Below are 19,028 nucleotides of genomic sequence, written 5' to 3'. Positions count from 1 at the left end.
CCCCACCCCCCCCCCCCCCCCGCCGCTTCACACGGGGTCGTGGAGTGCTCAGAGGTCCAGATCGGCCTCGAAGTTGCCGTCCTCCAGACGATCCTTGACCGTCTTGAGGAAGCGACCGGCGTCTGCGCCGTCAACCAACTCGTGGTTGTACGTCAACGGCAGGTAGACCATATCGCGCAAGGCGATCGTGTACTCGCCGTCGGCGCCCTTGACCGCCACCGGACGCTTGGTGATGGTGCCGGTGCCCAGGATGCCCACCTGCGGCGAATTGATGATCGGCGTGTCGAACTGCGCGCCGAAGCTGCCGATGTTCGTGATGGTGAAGGTGCCACCGGTCAGTTCATCGGGACCGATCTTGTTGTCGCGGGTGCGGGAGGCGACATCGTCGATGGCCTTGGCGATTTCGGCGACGGACAGACCGCCGGCGTTCTTCACGATCGGCACCACCAGACCGCGCGGGGTATCCACGGCGAAGCCGATGTCCTCGTGGTCGAAGTAGGTGATCTGCTTCGAGGCGACATCGTACTGGGCGTTGACCGCCGGGTGGATCTGCAGTGCCTCGGCGACGGCCTTGGCGAAGAACGGCAGGTAGGTCAGCTTCACGCCGTGCTTGGCCTGGAACTGTGCCTTGTGGGCCGCCCGCAGCTTGGAGACCTTGGTCATGTCGACCTCGGTTACCTGAGTGAGCTGCGCCGTGGTCTGCAGCGACTCGCGCATGCGCTTGGCGATCGTCTGCCGGATCCGCGAGGCCTTCTGCGTGGTGCCGCGCAGCTTCTTGGCCTCCTCCGGGATCTCCAGCTGGAAGGGTGCCCGCGGTGCACCGGTTGCAACCGGCGCGGCGGCGGGCGCCCCGGCGACCGACTGGGCCGCTTGGGCCACAGCAAGCACGTCCTGCTTGCGGATACGTCCACCGACTCCGGTACCCGACACGGTCGACAGGTCGACGCCCTTCTCCTTGGCCAGCTTGCGGACCAGAGGGGTGACGTAGGCGGAGACATCCGAGCTGGCCACGGTCTGTGCAATCGAGGGCGCGGGTGCGGCGGCGGGTGCCGGAGCGGGCTCCGGTGCCGGCGTCGGCTCTGCGGCGGCCTGTGGTTCGGGCTCAGGCTCGGGTGCCGGTGCCGGTGCCGGTTCGGGCTCAGGCTCGGGTGCCGGTGCAGCGGGCGCTGCAGCCGGGGCACCGGAGCCGACGAGGGCCAGCGCTCCGCCGACCTCGACTTCGTCATCCTCTTCGGCCAGGTGCTGGAGCACTGTTCCGGCGACGGGGCTGGGAATCTCGGTATCGACTTTGTCCGTCGAGACCTCGAGCAGCGGCTCGTCGACGTCGACGTGTTCGCCGACCTCCTTGAGCCAGCGGGTCACGGTGCCCTCGGTGACCGACTCGCCCAGCGCGGGCATCACGACGGTCTCGGAGTCGCCGGAATCACCGGATGCGGTCGGTGCTGCGGATTCCGCGGCGGCCGGGGCCGGTTCGGGTTCCGGAGCAGGTTCGGGTTCCGGCTCGGCGGCCTGCGGTGCAGCGGCGGCGGGTGCCTCTGAGGCGCCGGTGCCATCGCCGATGACCGCCAGGTCGCCGCCGATCTCGACTTCGTCGTCCTCATCGGCCAGGATCTTCTCGACGACGCCGGCGTACGGGCTGGGAATCTCGGTATCGACCTTGTCCGTCGAGACCTCGAGCAGCGGCTCGTCGACGTCGACGTGTTCGCCGACCTCCTTCAGCCAGCGGGTCACGGTACCTTCGGTGACCGACTCACCGAGGGCCGGCATCTGTACGGTATTTGACATGGTTTACGTCTCCCTCGTGGGTCAGTTGTGGAAGTGGAGCGGCTTACCGGCCAGGGCCAGGAAGGCCTCGCCCAGTGCTTCGTTCTGCGTCGGATGCGCGTGGATGAGCTGCGCTACCTCTTCGGGGTAGGCCTCCCAGTTCACGACGAGCTGTGCCTCGCCGGCCTGCTCGCTGAGGCGCGCGCCGATCCCGGTGACGCCAACGACGGGGCCGTTCTTGACGCGGATCGCCTTGATGAAGCCCGTGGTCTTCAGAATCGCGGACTTGGCATTGCCGCCCAGCGGGAACTTCACGGATTCGATGTTGTCCGCGCCGTACTCCTCCTTGGCCTTCTTCTCGGTCAGGCCGACGGAGAAGATCTCCGGATCGGTGTAGGTCACGCGCGGGATGCCGGATTCCACGGGTACCACCGGGTTGAGGCCGGCGATCTCCTCGGCGACGAACATGCCCTGGGCGAAGGAACGGTGTGCCAGCTGCAGGCCGGGGACGATGTCGCCGACGGCCCAGATGTTGCCCACACCGGTGTGGAACCGGTCGTTCGTGATGACGAAACCGCGGTCCATGGTGATGCCCTGCTCTTCGAAGCCGAACCCCGCGGTCACGGGACCGCGGCCCACGGCTACCAGCAGCACCTCGGCCTCGAGGCTGGTGCCGTCGGCCAGCGTTACGTGCACTCCGTCCGCGTCCTGCTCGACACCGTCGAAGAATACTCCGGTCTTGAAGTTGATCTTGCGCTTCTTGAATGCACGTTCGAGGGCCTTGGAGATGTCCTCGTCCTCATTGGCCGCCAGATGGGGCAGGCCCTCGACGATGGTCACATCCGCGCCGAAGGAGCTCCAGATGCTGGCGAACTCGATGCCGATCACGCCGCCGCCGAGGACGATGGCCGACTTGGGCACGCGGTTGAACTTGAGCGCCTCGGTGCTGGTGAGCACGCGGTCGCGGATCTCGATGCCCAGGGTCTTGGAGGTCGAGCCGGTGGCCAGGACGATATTCGCGCCCTTGACGTCGATCACGCCGTCATCGGTGGTCACCCGCACGGTGTCCTGCGACACGAGCTTGCCCTCACCGGAGATGGTGTCGATGCCGGCGACCTTCACCAGGCCGGACAGGCCCTTGTAATTGCCGTCGATGATGCCCTGTTTGAACTTCAGGACACCGTCCATGTCGATGCCGCCCAGATCGGCCTGGATGCCGAAGGCCGCGGCGTCACGGACGGTGTCTGCGACCTCGGCCGCGTGCAACAGGGCCTTGGTCGGAACGCAGCCACGGTGCAGGCATGTACCGCCCACCTTGTCGCGTTCGATCAGTGCGACCTTCATATCCAGCTGGGCAGCACGCAGTGCTGTCGCGTATCCGCCCGTGCCACCACCCAAGATGACGAGATCGTAGGTGTTGTCGGAATCGCTCACGAATTTCTCCTCTTATAAGAGTTGACTTCGGACCGCCAAGCGCGGTTTGTCACTAGTGTTCCATTCATCGCCGCACCGGTGGGACCCGGGCGCCGTGTTCCGCGCGTGAGATCGGAGGAATGGTTACGTTCCAATGTTATTCTTCTGCGTCCGTCGTACTCAATCCACGAGCCACTTCGATCAGTGTGCGGACGGGCACACCGGTGCCCTCCTTGGGGGTGTATCCCCAGGCGCCGTGGCCGTTGAAGGCGGGACCGGCCACATCGATGTGCGCCCAGGCCTGCTCGGATGTGACGAATTCCCCGAGGAAGACGCCGGCCAGGAGCATGCCCCCGGGGCGTGGTCCGGCGTTCTTGAGGTCGGCGGTGTGGGAGTCGAGGCCCCTGCGCAGTTCCTCGGGCAGTGGCATGGGCCAGACGGGTTCGCCGGCTGCCTGGCCGGCCAGGACGACACGGTTGCGTGCACCCGTGGTTCCCATCACGCCGGAGGTGCGTTCTCCGAGGGCGACGATCTGGGCGCCGGTGAGGGTTGCGACGTCGATGACCAGATCCGGATCCTCCTCCTGCGCGGCCACCAGGCCGTCGGCGAGGACCAGGCGTCCCTCGGCATCGGTGTTCGTCACCTCGACGGTGGTCCCGCCGTACATCTTGAGGACATCAGACGGGCGCTGGGCGGACCCGCCCGGCATGTTCTCGGCCAGTGCCAACCAAGCGGTGACTCGGACCGGTAGCTGGAGATCGGCGATTGCGAACAGGGCCTGACCGACGGCGGCGGCGCCGGCCATATCCGACTTCATCTCCTCCATCGAAGCCGGCGGCTTGAGTGACAGTCCGCCGGAATCGAAGGTGATGCCCTTGCCCACCAGGGCCATGTGCTTGAGTGCCTTCTTGGGGGAGTACTCGAGCTTGACCAGGCGGGGTCCGCGCGGGGACCCCTGACCCACTCCGGTCAGTCCGCCGAAGCCGCGTTCGCGTAGAGCCTTGTCGTCGATCACCGTGACCTTGAGGCGTCGTTCTTTGGCCTGCGTCGCGAATTCCTGGGCCATGGACTCCGGGTACAGATCGGCGGGCGGCTGGTTGACCAGATCGCGGGTGCGGTTGACGGCCTGGGCGATGAGTCCGGCATTGCGGACGGCAGCGCCGTGATCCTCGACCGTCAACATGGTGAGCGCACCGGGTTCGGTGGTGGAGGCGGATTTGTAGGAGTCATAGGTGTAGGCGCCCAGCAGCGCTCCGGTGGCCACCGCCTCGGCAGCGGAATCGTCGGTGGTCGGCAGGGCCAGGGCCACGGAATGTCGCCGCTCGACCGTGCGCAGGGCAGTACCGGCGGCCCGCCGCAGCGCCTCGTGCGCGGCTTCGGAGGTCTCGGCGTCCTCGAGCAGATCGGCGGTGAAGTCACCCAGCCCCACCAGCAGTACGGCGCGGGCCTTGAAACCGGCCGGCGCGGGCAGCATGACGGTGGCCATGCTGGACCCGGTGAAGCCCACTGCCTGTGCCGCGTCGGCCAGGGCCAGGAGCTGGCTTGCCTCGAGGCGGGTTCCCGAACCCTCGGGCCCCGATTCGGTGAATCCGACGACCAGAACGTCGGCGGGGACGTCCTGTGGTCTTGTGGTGTTGGGCGTGAGCGCGCGGAGGGCGTTGGCCATGACGGTCCTTTCCTAGGGCAGTGGTTCCCGGACATCGTATCGTGGGTCTCCTGCGCCGGATCGGAGCGGAGGCCGATATGCTGAAGCGCGTGTATCGCCTTATCTACAATGCCGTCCTCAGACACATCGATGCTGAGCGGATTCATCATCTGAGCTTCTCCGCCCTCAAAGCGATCGACGCGGCGCCCTGCGGTGGTCGTCTCATGGACCTGGCCTTCGGCAACCGGGCCCATCCCGGCTCCCGCGCCACCGTCATGGGGCTGGACTTCCCCAATCGGGTGGGCCTGGCCGCGGGCTTCGACAAAGAGGCAACCGGCGTGCGGGCCATCTCCCGGATGGGCTTCGGCCATGTCGAAGTGGGGACCATCACCGCCGAAGGGCAACCGGGCAATCCGCGTCCGCGCCTGTTCCGACTGCTGTCCAAACACGCGATCCTCAACAGGATGGGGTTCAACAACGCCGGGGCCGTGGCCGTGGCCGGTTGGCTGCGCGAACAGCGGGAACTGTTGGCGGAACTGCCACAGGGAAAGCGGCCGGTGATCGGAGTCAACATCGGCAAGACGAAGGTGGTCCCGGCCGCCGAGGCCGTTGCCGACTACCGTGCCAGCACCAGGGTGCTCGCGCCCCTGGCCGACTACCTTGTCATCAACGTCTCCTCCCCGAATACTCCGGGGCTGCGCGACCTGCAGGCCGTCGAATCCCTGCGGCCGATCATCACGGCGGTGCAGGAAGAGGCCGAGGCGGTCGTACGGGAGCCGCGCTCGACCCTCGGCCATGTGCCGCTCGTGGTGAAGATCGCACCCGACCTGGGCGATGAGGACGTCGAAGATGTCGCTCGGATGTGCGTGGCCGCCGGCGTCGACGGAATCATCTGCACGAATACGACCATCGATCGCGATGTGGTTGATGGTGCTGATCGCGAGTTCGCGCAGTCACAGGCCGGCGGCATCTCCGGTCCGCCGGTCGCCGAACGCTCCTTCGAGGTGCTGCGTCTGGTGCGCCGGACGGTTGGAAGCGCACTGACCATCATCAGCGTCGGCGGAGTGACATCGCCTGCTGACGCACGGGCCCGGCTGGGTGCCGGCGCCGATCTGGTGCAGGGCTATACCGGTCTGATCTACGAGGGTCCGTGGTGGCCGGGACGGCTGGTGCGCGGGTTGGCCCGCTCACGGGCCTGAGGAGAACGAGGGGGCCGGTTCCGAAGAATCGGAACCGGCCCTTCATGACGGCCTCTACCGGCCGGGACGACTCCGGCTATTACTCCGGGTACTGGCGACGTTTGACCTGCGGCTTGGGCATGCGCAGGGGGCGCAGCTGAATGGCGCGCATCACCGCGTACCAGGTGGTGCCGCGCTGGATCTTGTCCTTGCCACCGAACTTGACGGCCATCCGGCCCTTGAGTTGATAGTTCAGGACGAACGAGTCGAGGATCAACAGGGCGAAAAGCGCATAGACGACGATCGTCGCGTAGACCTGGACCGTCTGGTTGGTCAGGAAGCCGATGATGAGGACCACCACGGCCACCGGGATCAGCAGCTCGCCGATCGAGTACCGCGCGTCGATGAAATCACGGACGTAGCGGCGCTGTGGGCCCGCATCGCGGGCCGTGAGGTAGCGTTCGTCTCCGTTCATCAGGCCGAGGCGGGCATCCTCGCGCTGCTTGCGCATCTCCTCCTTCGACGCCTTGTCCGCGGCCTTGCGGTCCTCTGGCACCAGGGGACGGCGGTTGGCCGCCTGCTGCTGGCTGCGCTTGGGCGTGGGGCGGTTCTTCTTCTGCTCCGCGGGGTTCCCCTGTGGAGCGTCCTGCGCCGGCGTTGCGGCAGGTCCGGCGGTCACGCCGGGGACTTCGTCTTGACTCTTCTTATTGCGTCCGAACACGATGCCCATAGTATCGGACTATGACACACAGCGATTTCACGTCCCCTGAACTGACCGCGGACACACTCCACACCGAACTGGGGCGACTCATGCCCGAGGTGATCGAGCGGTGGCGCACCCTGGTCGCCATCCCCTCGATTGCCTGGCCCAGCTATCCGGCGCAGGAATTGCGTCGCAGTGCGGAGCAGGTGGCCGACTTCGCGCGCAGGGTCGGATTCGAGACGGTCGAGGTGCTGACCGCGGCGCGTCCCGACGGCACCGAGGGCTATCCCGCCGTCATCGCGCGCAAGCCCGCTCCGGCGGGAAGACCGACGATCGTGCTCTACGGCCACCACGACGTGCAGCCGGTCGGTGACGAATCCCTCTGGGACACCCCACCGTTCGAACTGACCCAGCGCGGGGACCGCGTGTTCGGTCGAGGCGCTTCGGATGACAAAGCCGGTGTCATGGTTCATCTGACAGCGCTCGAACTGCTGGGTGACCGGTTGGGCGTCGGCGTCACGATGTTCATCGAGGGCGAGGAGGAAGCCGGGTCCCCGAGTTTCTCCGACTTCATCCACCGCTATCGTGACAGGCTGGCCGGCGATGTGATCGTCGTCGCCGACTCCGGCAACTGGGCTCCCGGCGAGCCCGCGCTGACGGCGAGCCTGCGTGGGATGGTCGCCCTGGAATTCACCGTGCGCACGCTGGACCATGCCGTGCATTCGGGAATGTACGGTGGCCTGGTGCCAGACGCCGGCCTCGCACTGACCCGACTGCTGGCATCCTTGCACACGGCGGACGGCTCGGTCGCTGTCGCCGGTCTGGTGTCGAACACCACCGGGGGAGTGGAATACGCAGAGGACGTGCTGCGCGCGGATTCGGGAATTCTGCCCACATCCGAGTTCATCGGCCACGGTCCATTGTCCAGCCGGGTGTGGAATCAGCCCAGCCTGACGGTGATCGGTGTCGACCTGCCCAGCGTCGACCACTCGTCGAACACCCTGCAGCCGGCTGCCAGGGCCAAGGTGTCGATGCGTCTGGCGCCCGGGCAGGATCCTCAGGCGGCTCTGGCGGCTCTCAAAGAACACTTGCGCGCCAATGTGTCCTTCGGCGCACAGGTGGAATTCGGGGCGGCGGAGGCGGGCAGCCCGTGGAGTGCCGATCCGCACGACCCCGTGGTTGAAACGGCCCATGCCGCGCTCAGTGAGGGCTTCGGACACCCCAGTGTCGCCATGGGCCTGGGCGGGTCCATTCCGTTCATCGCGGATCTGCTCGAGGTATTCCCCTCGGCCTCGATCCTGGTCACCGGAGTCGAGGACCCCGATTCGCGGGCGCACAGTGCCAACGAGTCGCAGTATCTTCCCGATCTGCGCAATGCAATCGTCTCCGAGGCTCTGTTGCTGGACAAACTCGCGCGGGGCCGAGCCGAGGGGGAATAACGGGGAAACGCCGTCGGTTACGGTATATGCTCGTCCCAGCAGCGGGGCATCGCTGAGAGTCTGCTAAGGAGAATTATGACCGTCACGACTGAAATGCCGACCCACGAAGTCGAGCTGTCGGCGCCCGCCGCGGGCAAAGTCCGCAGCCTGCTGGAGCAGGAAGGGCGAACGGATCTGCGGCTGCGCGTCGCGGTGCAGCCCGGTGGCTGCTCCGGATTGATCTATCAGCTGTACTTCGACGAGCGACTGCTCGACGGGGATGCGGTACGCGACTTCGACGGGGTCGAGGTCGTCGTGGACAAGATGAGCGTTCCGTACCTCAACGGTTCGACCATCGACTTCGCCGACACCATCGAGAAGCAGGGCTTCACGATCGACAACCCGAATGCCCAGGGCTCCTGCGCCTGTGGCGATTCGTTCCACTGAGCCCCACGGACTCGGGAGGCGAATACATGGACCTGGGGGAGGTCAGCGCGGTTACGCCGGCGTTGACCATCCCCCAGGTCCTTCGTGCTTATCGGACGGGGATGTTCCCGATGGGCCTTGGCGAGAGGGGAGCGGCGCCCTATGGCTGGTGGTCTCCACATATGCGCGGGGTCTTGGAACCAGGACGTCTAAAGATTACAAAAAGTTTGCGGAAATCAGTTCGGCGTTTCTCGTGGAGCTGCGACCTGGATTTCGACGGAGTCATCCGAGGATGTGCCGACCCGCGGCGCGAAGGCGCATGGATCGACGAGGAGATCATCGCGATCTACTCGAGCCTCCACTCCAAGGGCATCGCACATTCGATCGAGGTGTGGGAGGACCAGCGGCTGGTCGGAGGACTATACGGCCTGGCTCTGGGCTCCTTGTTCGCGGGGGAGTCGATGTTTCATCGGGCGACGGACGCCTCGAAGGTGGCCCTGGTTCACCTGGTCGAGCTGCTCGACGGGGTGGCGTCGGGACGGCCGTGGCTGATCGACACTCAGTGGTCTACACCGCATTTAGCGACGCTCGGTGTATCGGAAATCCCCCGGCTCGAATATGAGCGCAGACTGCCCGCCCTGCTCGGCGGCATTCATTCGCAGGGTTTTCTCAAGAACTGAACAGCCCGGTATGAATTTCTACCCCGTGTAGCGGTAAGGTAGACACGACAAAAGTAGTTATTGGTACGTAGGCTCATCGCCCGCTGCGAAACCCACTCGGATTCGCCTCGATCGCGGTTGGTGAACCTGCCGAATCAGTTGTGAAAGGCTGCACGTGGATTCTCCGAATCAGCCAGCACGTGGGAGGGCAGCGACCTGGGCCAAGCGGCTTGGCCTGGTCGGGGTGCTCTCCGGCGCTGTGCTCCTCTCAGGATGTTCCAAGGAGGAACTCAAAATCGGGTTCATGCCCCTCGATTCCGTGGGCGCCACGAACCACACGGAGGCATATACCCATCTGTGGGTCGGCGGCTGGATCGCCGCCCTGCTCGTCGGCCTCGTTACCTGGGGTCTGATGCTCTTCTGCCTCATCGCCTACCGTCGGCGCAAGCACGACCGTGGCCTGCCGGTGCAGATGGGGTACAACATGCCCATCGAAATCTTCTACACGATCGTCCCGATCATCTTGGTCGTCGGATTCTTCGGTCAGACGGTTCACACGCTGAACCAGACGACTGAGGACAAGACCCCCGGCGAACAGAAGATCGAGGTCGTCGGCAAGCAGTGGGCGTGGGACTTCAACTACGTCACGGAGGACGCTTACTACGCCGGTGTCCAGGCGAACCTGGACGGCACGGAGAAGCCCGGTAAGAACGCTCCCACGCTGTACCTGCCGGCCAATACGAACCTCGAGATCGAGCTGCGCTCCCGCGATGTCATCCACTCGTTCTGGGTGCCGGCATTCCTGGAGAAGCGGGACATGATCCCCGGCCAGCCCAATACCCTGCACCTCAAGGCCCTCAAAGAGGGCGAGTACATGGGTAAGTGCGCCGAACTGTGCGGCGAATTCCACTCGGAGATGCTCTTCAACGTGAAGGTCGTGTCGATGGAGGAGTTCAAGGCCCAGACCAAGCAGCTGCGCGATTCCGGTAACAAGGGCCAGCTCGGCGACGACCTGGACCGTACCGAATGGCACAAGAACCCGTACGAGGAGGGTGAGAAGTAATGACGGCGGTTGCCAATGAACCGATTACCGTCGCGGCCGGGCCCAAACAGCCCAAGAGCCTCGGCAAGGTGATCGTCAGCTGGATCACCTCCACTGACCACAAGACCATCGGGTACATGTACCTGATCGCGTCCTTCCTGTTCTTCTGCATCGGCGGCGTGATGGCGCTGCTGATCCGCCTGGAGCTGTTCGAACCGGGCATGCAGATCATCGAGACCAAGGAACAGTACAACCAGCTGTTCACGATGCACGGCACGATCATGCTGCTGATGTTCGCGACGCCATTGTTCTCCGGCTTCGCCAATGTTCTGATGCCGCTGCAGATCGGGGCGCCCGATGTCGCCTTCCCGCGACTGAATGCCTTCGCCTTCTGGCTGTACCTGTTCGGTTCGCTCATCGCCTGCGCGGGCTTCCTGACCCCGCAGGGCGCCGCCGGCTTCGGCTGGACGGCCTACGCCCCGCTGAGTAACACGACGTACACGCCGGGCATCGGCGGACACCTCTGGGTGATGGGCCTGGCCTTCCAGGGCTTCGGTACCATCATGGGCGCGGTGAACTTCATCACCACGATCATCACCCTGCGCGCTCCGGGTATGACCATGTTCCGGATGTCGATCTTCACCTGGAACACCCTGATCACCGGTGTCCTGATCCTGATGGCGTTCCCGCCCCTGGCCGCAGCCCTTCTGGCGCTGGGAGCCGACCGAATATTGGGTGCGCATGTGTTCAGTCCGGAGAACGGCGGGCCCATTCTGTTCCAGCACCTGTTCTGGTTCTTCGGGCACCCGGAGGTCTATGTCATCGCCCTGCCGTTCTTCGGCATCGTTTCCGAGATCTTCCCGGCGTTCTCCCGTAAGCCCGTGTTCGGCTACAAGATGCTGGTTTACGCGACGATCGCGATTGCGGCCCTGTCCGTGACCGTGTGGGCACACCACATGTACGTCACTGGTGCGGTGCTCTTGCCGTTCTTCGCCTTTATGACGATGCTGATCGCGGTGCCGACGGGTGTGAAGATCTTCAACTGGATCTTCACCCTGTGGAAGGGATCGATCACCTTCGAGACCCCGATGCTGTGGTCGTTGGGCTTCCTGGTCAGCTTCGTCTTCGGCGGTCTGACCGGTGTCATCCTGGCCTCTCCTGCGCTGGACCAGCACATGTCCGACAGCTACTTCGTCGTGGCCCACTTCCACTACGTGATCTTCGGTACCGTCGTATTCGCGATGTTCGCGGGCTTCTACTTCTGGTGGCCCAAGTGGACCGGCAAGATGCTGAGCGAGCGCCTGGGCAAGATCCATTTCTGGATCCTGTTCATCGGCTTCCACGCGACCTTCCTGGTGCAGCATTGGCTGGGTGTTATGGGTATGCCGCGGCGTTACGCCGACTACCTGCCGCAGGACGGCTTCACCGTTCTCAACCAGGTGTCGACGATTGGTTCGCTGATTCTGGGCCTGTCGATGATTCCGTTCTTCTTGAACGTCTGGATCACCGCACGCAAGGCACCCAAGGTCACCGTGGACGATCCGTGGGGCTACGGCAGCTCGCTCGAATGGGCGACCTCCTGCCCGCCCCCGCGCCACAACTTCAACTCGCTGCCCCGGATTCGCTCGGAACGCCCCGCGTTCGACGCGAACCACCCGGAGCTACTGGAGCTGGCGGGGCACCCGGCGGATGCCTACTCCCTGCCTGAGAGGAGCACCAAGTGAAGTTCACAGCATGGCTGTTCGGCGCTTCGATCTTCTTCTTCCTGCCGGTCGCCCTGGTCTACGGCATTCTGACGGATTTCAAGGAGCTCGTGGGCTTTCCCGCGATCGCCCTGGTCGGTCTGATGTGCCTGATGATCGGCGGCTATGTGGGCCTGCATCACAGGACCACCGGTGATATCGCCTCGGATAACGAACAGGGCGAGATCGCCGATGAGGCCTACGAGTACGGCTTCTACAGCCCCTGGAGCTGGTGGCCGCTGGTCGTCGCCATCGGCGGCGCCATCACCTTCATGGGTGTTGCGGTCGGCTGGTGGATCGTGCCCTTCGGTGCACTGATCCTCTCGGTCGGTGTGGTCGGTCTGGTCTTCGAGTACGATCGCGGCAAGCACGCTCACTGATCGGATTCCCGGTTCCCGCGCCCCGGTCCTCCATATGATGTGGAGGGGCCGGGGCGCTGTGCATTCAGCGGCTTCCTGCGTGCGGGCCGCGAAGGTGGATGGGCTTCGGAGGTAACCCACCGGGTTCGGTGAGCCACTGGCGGTCCGTGCAGCGGGCGGTGGCGGGTGCCGGGGGCTGTGGGCGCACGGACTCGGGTCACGCGGATATAACGTTCTGACATAGCGAAAGGGGCGGGTGCTCAAACTGAGTTTGAGCACCCGCCCCTTTCGCGGTCCCTCCCGGGGAAGTATGTCCTGACCTGTGGCCTGTTACCGCGGCTAGCGTGCCCTGCGGGCGGCGCGCCGGGCTGCGAGCTCGTCCATGGGCGCCGGTGAGGTGGTCCGGCCTGCAGCGTCCAGGGGACGCTCGCTGGGAAGCTCGGAAAGCTTGCCCTCGACCTCACGCCAAACGCGCCCGACGGCGATGCCGAAGACGCCCTGCCCGCCCTGGATGAGGTCGATGACCTCGTCTGCGGATGTGCACTCGAAAACACTGGCGCCATCACTCATCAGCGTGATCTGGGCGAGTTCCTCGATGCCGTGTTCGCGGAGATGACTAATGGCCACGCGGATCTGGTTGAGTGCAACACCGGTATCGACCAGACGTTTGACTACCTTGAGCACCAATACGTCACGAAAACCGTAGAGACGCTGCGTGCCCGAGCCGTCGGCTTCTTGAATGGAGGGTGCGACGAGGTCGGTACGGGCCCAATAGTCGAGTTGCCGATAGGTGATGCCCACGACTCTGCACACAGTGGGCCCACGGTAGCCGGCCTGCTCGTCGAGGGCGGGTAGATCTTCGTCGAAGAGCAGACCCTGTGCCGCACGTGGCACGGGACTCGGCTCCATCGAATCAAAACTTGAGCGGTTCACACCGACTCCTCCTTACTACCCACCGGGAAGTGAGGTGCCCTCGCACATCTGGTCCGGGTACCGCCCGGCGCGCCGAGGGGCACCCGGGGCTGATAACTGAAACCAATCTATGCTCAAGTCCGGGCGCACTCAAGGATCTGGGCCGGAAGAATTCGGCGTGTCGCGCTCACTGGGAGTCTTTGGCCCTGTTCCGTGATTCGGTTAGCAATCGGGTCTTGACGCTGGAGGCGTAGGAGTCGACGTATTGCTGGCCGGAAAGGCGGAGGATCTCGTACATGATCTCATCGGTGATGGAGCGCAGGAGGAAGCGGTCCTCGCTCATCTCCGTGTACTTGGAGAAGTCGAGTGGTTCGCCGAAGATGATACCCACCCGGCGCAGGCGGGGGATGAGTCTGCCCTGGGGTTGGATCTTGTCGCTTCCGACTATGGCGACGGGGATGACGGGGACCTGGGCTTCGACGACCAGGCGGGCGACACCGGTCCTGCCGCGGTAGAGCTTGCCGTCCGGGCTGCGTGTGCCCTCCGGGTAGATGCCCAGCAGGTTGCCCGAACCCAGAACCTTCAATCCCGCGTTCAAGGAGGCCTCAGAGGCCGAGCCGCCGGAGCGGTCCATGGGTAGCTGATTCGTCGCCAGGAAGAACCAGCGGGTCAAGCGGCCCTTGATCCCGCGGCCGTTGAAATAGTCCTGTTTGGCCAGGTAGACCACCGGACGGGGGGCGACCAGAGGGGTGAAGATCGAATCCATGAACGACAGGTGGTTGCCGGCGAGGATAGCGGGGCCGGAGTCGGGGATGTTCTCGACTCCGCGGACCCAGGGCCGGAAGAGTATCCGCAACAATGGGCCGACAAGAATCCTCTTCAACAACCAGTAGAACACTCAGTACCTCTCAGGGGTCCCCGGCGCCGGGGCACCGCGCTCATCACGATATCGGGCCTGCCGGCAAAGGCGGCCCAGACCCACTATAAACGGTGGGGGCCGTTGTGGTGTGTGCGCCGGTGCCGCGCGAAACGGTCACGGTGCCGCCGGCTGTGTCAGGGGCCCGCGGCACAATGGGGGATATGAGTGGTTCGCAGCGCAAGCAGTTCACCCCTGCATTCGAGCGCCCGGAGGATAAACGGTCGGGCCAGCTGGATCTCCGGTCGCTGGGCACACGATTTACCGATGCCGCCTTCACCGTGGTGGACTTGGAGACAACCGGGACCCTGGGGGCGCGCGACGAGATCACGGAGATCGGTGCGGTACGCGTTCGGGCCAGGCGAGTCGAGGAGGAATTCTCGACGCTCGTGCGTCCTCGTCGGGCCGTGATCAGCCCGTTCGTTCAGAACCTGACCGGGATCTCCAATTCGATGGTCCAGAACGCGCCGTACCTGGACGCGGTTCTACCGGAATTTCTCGAATTCTCCCGCGGCAGCGTATTCGTCGCCCACAATGCGCCCTTCGATATCGGTTTTTTGCGGCGGGCATGCCGCGAGCTGGACTATCCCTGGCCGGAGCCGCTTGTGTTGGACACCGTCAGACTGGCCAGACAGGTGGTGCCACGTCCCGAGGTGCGCAATCACAAGTTGGGGACCCTGGCGGGTTTTTTCGGTACCGAGGTCTCGCCGAGTCACAGGGCGCTCGACGACGCTGCCGCAACCGCCGAGATCCTCTACCACCTGTTCGACCGGTACCACGCCGCAGGGATCGACACACTCGAGGAATTGAAAGCGCTCAAGCCAGTGGGTACCGGGCGCCGGGCGGAGAAACGCCATTTGGCCCATGACGTGCCGGCCCGGCCGGGTGTCTATATGTTCGTCGACGCGGCAGATCGGGTCCTGTATGTCGGGACGAGTCGCAACATGCATGCGCGGGTACAGCAGTACTTCACCGTTTCCGAAACGCGGGGACGGATGGTGGAGATGATCGCAGCCGCCGTTCGGGTGCAGACCATCGTGTGTGATTCGATCATCGAGGCCCAGGTGCGCGAGGTCCGACTGATCGGCGAACTGGCCCCACCATACAATCGGGCATCGAAGCATCCGGACCGACTCACCTGGGTCAGGCTGACCGCGGAGGCCTATCCCCGCCTGTCACTGACCCGACGGGATCCGGGCCCGGATGTGACGGCACTGGGGCCCTTCAGGAGCAATCGCGGGGCGGCCGGGGTCAAACACCTGTTGGAACGGATTTACCCGCTCAAGACCTGCACAACCAGGGTCCCCCGTGGGGCGGAGCCCCTTGGTTTCCGCGGGTGCCCTGCTGGGGAGATCGGTGGTTGTGCTGGGCCGTGTGCAGGCGACTTCGATGTGGCGGACTACACCGCCGGTCTGGCGGATCTGATCGAGTTGGGGCGGGGACGGCCGGCGGACTTCGTCGGCCGGTTGCGCGTGCGCCTGGCAGAACTGGCGGGGGACCAGCGCTACGAGGCAGCGGCGACTGCACGCGATGCGGGGCTACGCGTCCTCCGGTCCGCGGCCGGGAACGAGTCCCGGGCGCAATTGGAGGGCCTTCCGGAAGTGCTGGCGGCCCAGCCGGTGGCAGCCGGCGGATTCGACGTGGCGATCCTCAGGTACGGCCGGTTGGCCGGTAGTGCCCACGTCGACCGACTCGAGCAGTTGGAACAGGCGGGCCGGGTGCTGCGCCTGACGGGCGAATACGTTTCCGAACAGCCGGGGACCCTGCGCGCGGAGACTGGCCTGTTGCTGGATTGGCTGGGTAACGGCGAAACCCGATTCATCATGGGCGATCTTTCGTGGACCTGTCCACTGCAGGGCGCCCAGGCCCAGGCGGCGGCCTTCACCGCGCGCCCGGGCCAGTAGACAGCCCGGGGTCAGCCCCGCGCTGCGATCCGCTGCGAGGCGTCGACCAGGGCCTCGAGCCGTCCCGCGGCGGCGCCGGAGTCGATTGCCCGGCGCGAGGACTCGATCTTGACGGACAGGCGGTCGGCGAAAGAGCCGCCCGCGTCACGATCGAAGGCGACCAGAGCGGCCGCCGCATTCAACAGGACCGCATCGCGAACCGGCGATTCCTCCCCGGCCAGGGTCCGGCGCATGACAGAGGCGTTGAATGCGGGGTCTCCGCCGCGGAGATCCTCCTTGGTGACCCGCGGAAGGCCCAGCTCGGTGGCATCGAGGACCGAGTGCTCGACGTTGCCGCCGCGGACTTCCCAGACGTCGTTAGGTGCGGTGTTGCTCAATTCGTCGAGCCCATCACGCGAGCGGAAGACCACTGCGGTGTCACCGCGGGCGGCCAGGGTGCCGGCGACGAGTGGCGCCATCGCCGGGTCGGCCACCCCGATCGCGGTGGCCCTCGTGTGCGCGGGGTTGGTCAGGGGCCCCAGGATATTGAAGGCCGAGGGCACCGCGATCTGTTTGCGCACAGGAGCGATGAAGCGCATGGCGGGGTGGTAGACATTGGCGAAGCAGAAGGCCATTCCGACCTCGTGGGCCAGTTCCACGGTCTGCTCCGGGGTCAGGTCGAGGACCAGTCCCAGTCGTTCCAGCACATCGGCCGAACCGGAAGCCGAGGACGTGGCCCGGTTGCCGTGCTTGACCACCCGGGTGCCCTGGGCGGCGATCACGAAGCTCGACGTCGAGGAGATATTGACGGTCTTGGCGCGGTCTCCACCGGTACCCACGATGTCGACGGAATCGGAGAGGCCCGGGAGCTCCACGGCATGGTCCATCATCGCCTCGACCAGACCGGAGATCTCCTCGACGGTCTCGCCTTTGCCGTGATGGGCCACAAGGAAGGCCGCCATAGTGACATCGGGCACGACGCCCGACATAATCTGATCCATTGCCCAGGCCGAAGTGGCACGGTCCATATCGTGGTGGGCCATCAGTCCGACCAGCAGATCGGACCAGTCGCGGACCTCGCGCAACGTGGGCTCGGTCGGCTGATCTGTGGCAGTGGATGGAGACATGGTGTGCCTTTCGGAATGGAAACCTCATCGTAGGGCGTCGGCGACACCCTCAGTGGCAATCCTATTGGCTGTCTCGGTGGACCGGGTCCGCCGGTGGCTACAGGCGTCGGTGTGACCGGAACGGGCGCCGCCACGGCCACAGCAATTAGAACATACTCCGATGCCCTAAAGATGCCTGCTCGCGATACCTTGGTCACCCTATGGGACTGGCGATCTGCCGCGTCAGAGCTTGCCAAGCCCGGGAATCCGCGGAAGACACTACGCGTTGTAGAAAAACAGTTCCGCAAACCTGAGTGAAAGATGAAATTAGCCTGCGCACTGAGTAATAATAGGGCTGTGTCTACTGCCACTGCTAATCACTCAGCGCCGGTTCATCCCGTGATCAACAGGCCAAACTCGACCACTGTCGGGTTCATGGTTTGGCTGTCGAGCGAGTTGATGTTCTTCGCCGCGCTCTTTGCTATGTACTTCACGATTCGGTCGGTCGTACCGGAGATGTGGGCTACGGAAACCCAGAAGCTCGAGGTTCCCTACGCCACTGTGAACACCATCATTCTGGTGGTGTCGTCTGTGACGTGTCAGATGGGCGTGTTCAAGGCCGAGCATTTCAAGCCCCGTCGTACCGGCGGGCTGCTCAATGTCGGGTCCTGGGGCATGGTCGAGTGGTACTTCCTGTCCTTCATCCTGGGTGCGATCTTCGTGTCCGGCCAGGTGCTGGAATACGCGAACATGGTCTCCGAGGGTATTGCGATCAACTCCGATGCCTACGGGTCCGTCTTCTACCTGACCACGGGCTTCCACGGCCTGCACGTGACCGCCGGCCTGTTCGCCTTCCTGTTGGTGATCGGCCGCGCCTACGGTGCCAAGAAGTTCGGTCATCGTGAGGCGACGTTCGCCATCTGCATGTCGTACTACTGGCACTTCGTCGACGTTGTCTGGATCGGTCTGTTCAGCGTCATCTACCTGCTGAAGTAGCCACCGGCTCCGACCGTACGTATTTCCAGTAATGAAAAGGACAAACTCGTGAAGTTTCTTTCACAACGGCGACGCCACCCGATGGCTCTGCTCGTGCTGCTCCTCATGGGTCTGATGCTCACGGGCGGTGCTTACGCCCTGTTCACGACCAGCAGCACGGCAAAGGCCGAAGAGTACTCGGCCTCCGATATCGACGGCGGCAAGAAGCTGTTCGTGTCCAACTGTGCGACCTGCCATGGCGCTGGTGCCCAGGGCACTCCCAACGGGCCCAGCCTGATTGGCGTCGGAGCCTCGGCCGTCGACTTCCAGGTCGGCACCGGACGTATGCCGCTGCAGGCATCGGGCCCGCAGGCGCCCGTGAAGAAGGCGCAGTTCAGCGACGACCAGATCAAGCAGCTGTCCGCCTACGTCGCCTCGCTGGGCCCCGGCCCGTCTATTCCGGACTCGGAATACCTCGATGCCTCCAAGGGTGACGCGGCCGCCGGTGGCGGTCTGTTCCGCACCAACTGCGCCATGTGCCACAACGTCGTCGGCGCCGGTGGTGCCCTGACGCGTGGCAAGTACGCCCCGAATCTGCAGCAGGTCAGCGAAAAGCACCTGTACGAGGCGATGCAGACCGGTCCCCAGAACATGCCGATCTTCAACGACGCCAATCTCACCCCCGAACAGAAGCGCGACGTGATCTCCTACGTCCGCACGGTCTCCGAAACCCCGTCGCCCGGTGGTTTCAAGCTCGGTGCCCTGGGCCCCGTCGCAGAAGGCCTGTTCGTCTGGTTCTTCGGTCTGGCCGCTGTCATCGGCATCACCGTCTGGCTTACGGCTCGGTCGAAGTAAATGCCCCAGAAGTCTCTATCCACAACGATCAC

General features: G+C 64.7%; 17 protein-coding genes. 10 read left to right on the top strand and 7 right to left on the bottom strand.

The features are described 5' to 3' along the window. Window positions 1-48 precede the first annotated feature (48 nt). The 3 genes from sucB to NQ038_RS09925 form a co-directional block, all read right to left on the bottom strand. On the bottom strand, window positions 49-1,785 hold the full coding sequence (sucB, locus tag NQ038_RS09935) for a 2-oxoglutarate dehydrogenase, E2 component, dihydrolipoamide succinyltransferase (RefSeq protein WP_257062516.1): 1,737 nt from the start codon (window positions 1,783-1,785) through the stop codon (window positions 49-51). Between the two features lie 21 nt (window positions 1,786-1,806). Continuing rightward, window positions 1,807-3,198 carry a dihydrolipoyl dehydrogenase gene (gene lpdA / locus NQ038_RS09930; protein WP_257062515.1) on the bottom strand — a complete coding sequence of 464 codons (1,392 nt, stop codon included), beginning with the start codon at window positions 3,196-3,198 and terminating at the stop codon, window positions 1,807-1,809. A gap of 136 nt (window positions 3,199-3,334) precedes the next feature. After that, window positions 3,335-4,843, bottom strand: a complete 1,509-nt coding sequence (locus tag NQ038_RS09925) for a leucyl aminopeptidase (protein ID WP_257062514.1) — start codon at window positions 4,841-4,843, stop codon at window positions 3,335-3,337. A gap of 77 nt (window positions 4,844-4,920) precedes the next feature. Between NQ038_RS09925 and NQ038_RS09920 the strand changes: the two genes are divergently transcribed. Continuing rightward, window positions 4,921-6,021 carry a quinone-dependent dihydroorotate dehydrogenase gene (locus tag NQ038_RS09920; protein ID WP_257062512.1) on the top strand — a complete coding sequence of 367 codons (1,101 nt, stop codon included), beginning with the start codon at window positions 4,921-4,923 and terminating at the stop codon, window positions 6,019-6,021. Between the two features lie 79 nt (window positions 6,022-6,100). On the opposite strand, the gene NQ038_RS09915 is transcribed toward NQ038_RS09920, so the two are convergent. Continuing rightward, a complete protein-coding gene (locus NQ038_RS09915; protein WP_257046753.1) occupies window positions 6,101-6,730 on the bottom strand; it encodes a DUF3043 domain-containing protein in 630 nt (209 codons plus the stop codon). Between the two features lie 11 nt (window positions 6,731-6,741). Here NQ038_RS09915 and NQ038_RS09910 point away from each other — a divergent pair, with 11 nt between their 5' ends. From NQ038_RS09910 to NQ038_RS09885, 6 genes are all read left to right on the top strand, one after another. Further along, a complete protein-coding gene (locus NQ038_RS09910) occupies window positions 6,742-8,142 on the top strand; it encodes a dipeptidase (RefSeq protein WP_257062511.1) in 1,401 nt (466 codons plus the stop codon). Between the two features lie 75 nt (window positions 8,143-8,217). Further along, window positions 8,218-8,568, top strand: coding sequence for an iron-sulfur cluster assembly accessory protein (locus NQ038_RS09905; RefSeq protein WP_257046751.1), 351 nt, complete (start codon window positions 8,218-8,220; stop codon window positions 8,566-8,568). 26 nt (window positions 8,569-8,594) lie between these two features. Further along, window positions 8,595-9,227, top strand: coding sequence for a leucyl/phenylalanyl-tRNA--protein transferase (aat, locus tag NQ038_RS09900; RefSeq protein ID WP_257056818.1), 633 nt, complete (start codon window positions 8,595-8,597; stop codon window positions 9,225-9,227). 154 nt (window positions 9,228-9,381) lie between these two features. Then, window positions 9,382-10,269, top strand: a complete 888-nt coding sequence (coxB, locus tag NQ038_RS09895) for a cytochrome c oxidase subunit II (RefSeq protein ID WP_257046749.1) — start codon at window positions 9,382-9,384, stop codon at window positions 10,267-10,269. After that, on the top strand, window positions 10,269-11,972 hold the full coding sequence (gene ctaD / locus NQ038_RS09890; RefSeq protein ID WP_257046748.1) for a cytochrome c oxidase subunit I: 1,704 nt from the start codon (window positions 10,269-10,271) through the stop codon (window positions 11,970-11,972). The genes coxB and ctaD overlap by 1 nt, the downstream gene beginning before the upstream one ends. After that, entirely contained in the window at window positions 11,969-12,370 is a 402-nt protein-coding gene (locus tag NQ038_RS09885; RefSeq protein WP_257046747.1) for a cytochrome c oxidase subunit 4, read from the top strand. Before ctaD ends, NQ038_RS09885 begins: the two co-directional genes overlap by 4 nt. A 318-nt stretch (window positions 12,371-12,688) precedes the next feature. Here NQ038_RS09885 and NQ038_RS09880 read toward each other — a convergent pair whose 3' ends face one another. After that, the gene (locus NQ038_RS09880) at window positions 12,689-13,258 is read right to left on the bottom strand and encodes a MerR family transcriptional regulator (protein ID WP_306427908.1); all 570 of its coding nucleotides are present in this window, start codon (window positions 13,256-13,258) and stop codon (window positions 12,689-12,691) included. Between the two features lie 190 nt (window positions 13,259-13,448). Continuing rightward, complete coding sequence (locus NQ038_RS09875) at window positions 13,449-14,159, bottom strand: lysophospholipid acyltransferase family protein (protein WP_257062510.1); 711 nt, start codon at window positions 14,157-14,159, stop codon at window positions 13,449-13,451. A gap of 182 nt (window positions 14,160-14,341) precedes the next feature. Between NQ038_RS09875 and NQ038_RS09870 the strand changes: the two genes are divergently transcribed. Then, entirely contained in the window at window positions 14,342-16,081 is a 1,740-nt protein-coding gene (locus NQ038_RS09870) for a DEDD exonuclease domain-containing protein (RefSeq protein ID WP_257062509.1), read from the top strand. Window positions 16,082-16,092: 11 nt separating this feature from the next. Here the strand turns inward: NQ038_RS09870 and trpD are convergent, their stop codons facing one another. Further along, a complete protein-coding gene (gene trpD / locus NQ038_RS09865) occupies window positions 16,093-17,187 on the bottom strand; it encodes an anthranilate phosphoribosyltransferase (RefSeq protein ID WP_257062508.1) in 1,095 nt (364 codons plus the stop codon). A gap of 336 nt (window positions 17,188-17,523) precedes the next feature. Between trpD and NQ038_RS09860 the strand changes: the two genes are divergently transcribed. Together NQ038_RS09860 and NQ038_RS09855 are read left to right on the top strand one after the other, a co-directional pair. After that, window positions 17,524-18,162: a heme-copper oxidase subunit III gene (locus NQ038_RS09860; protein ID WP_257046742.1), complete on the top strand. Its 639-nt coding sequence runs from the start codon at window positions 17,524-17,526 to the stop codon at window positions 18,160-18,162. A gap of 48 nt (window positions 18,163-18,210) precedes the next feature. After that, a complete protein-coding gene (locus tag NQ038_RS09855; RefSeq protein ID WP_257046741.1) occupies window positions 18,211-18,996 on the top strand; it encodes a cytochrome c in 786 nt (261 codons plus the stop codon). Window positions 18,997-19,028: the final 32 nt, after the last annotated feature.

Source organism: Brevibacterium sp. 50QC2O2 (genome assembly GCF_024580675.1).
In the GTDB taxonomy this organism is placed as follows: domain Bacteria; phylum Actinomycetota; class Actinomycetes; order Actinomycetales; family Brevibacteriaceae; genus Brevibacterium; species Brevibacterium moorei.
This window is presented reverse-complemented; position numbering and strand designations above follow the sequence as displayed.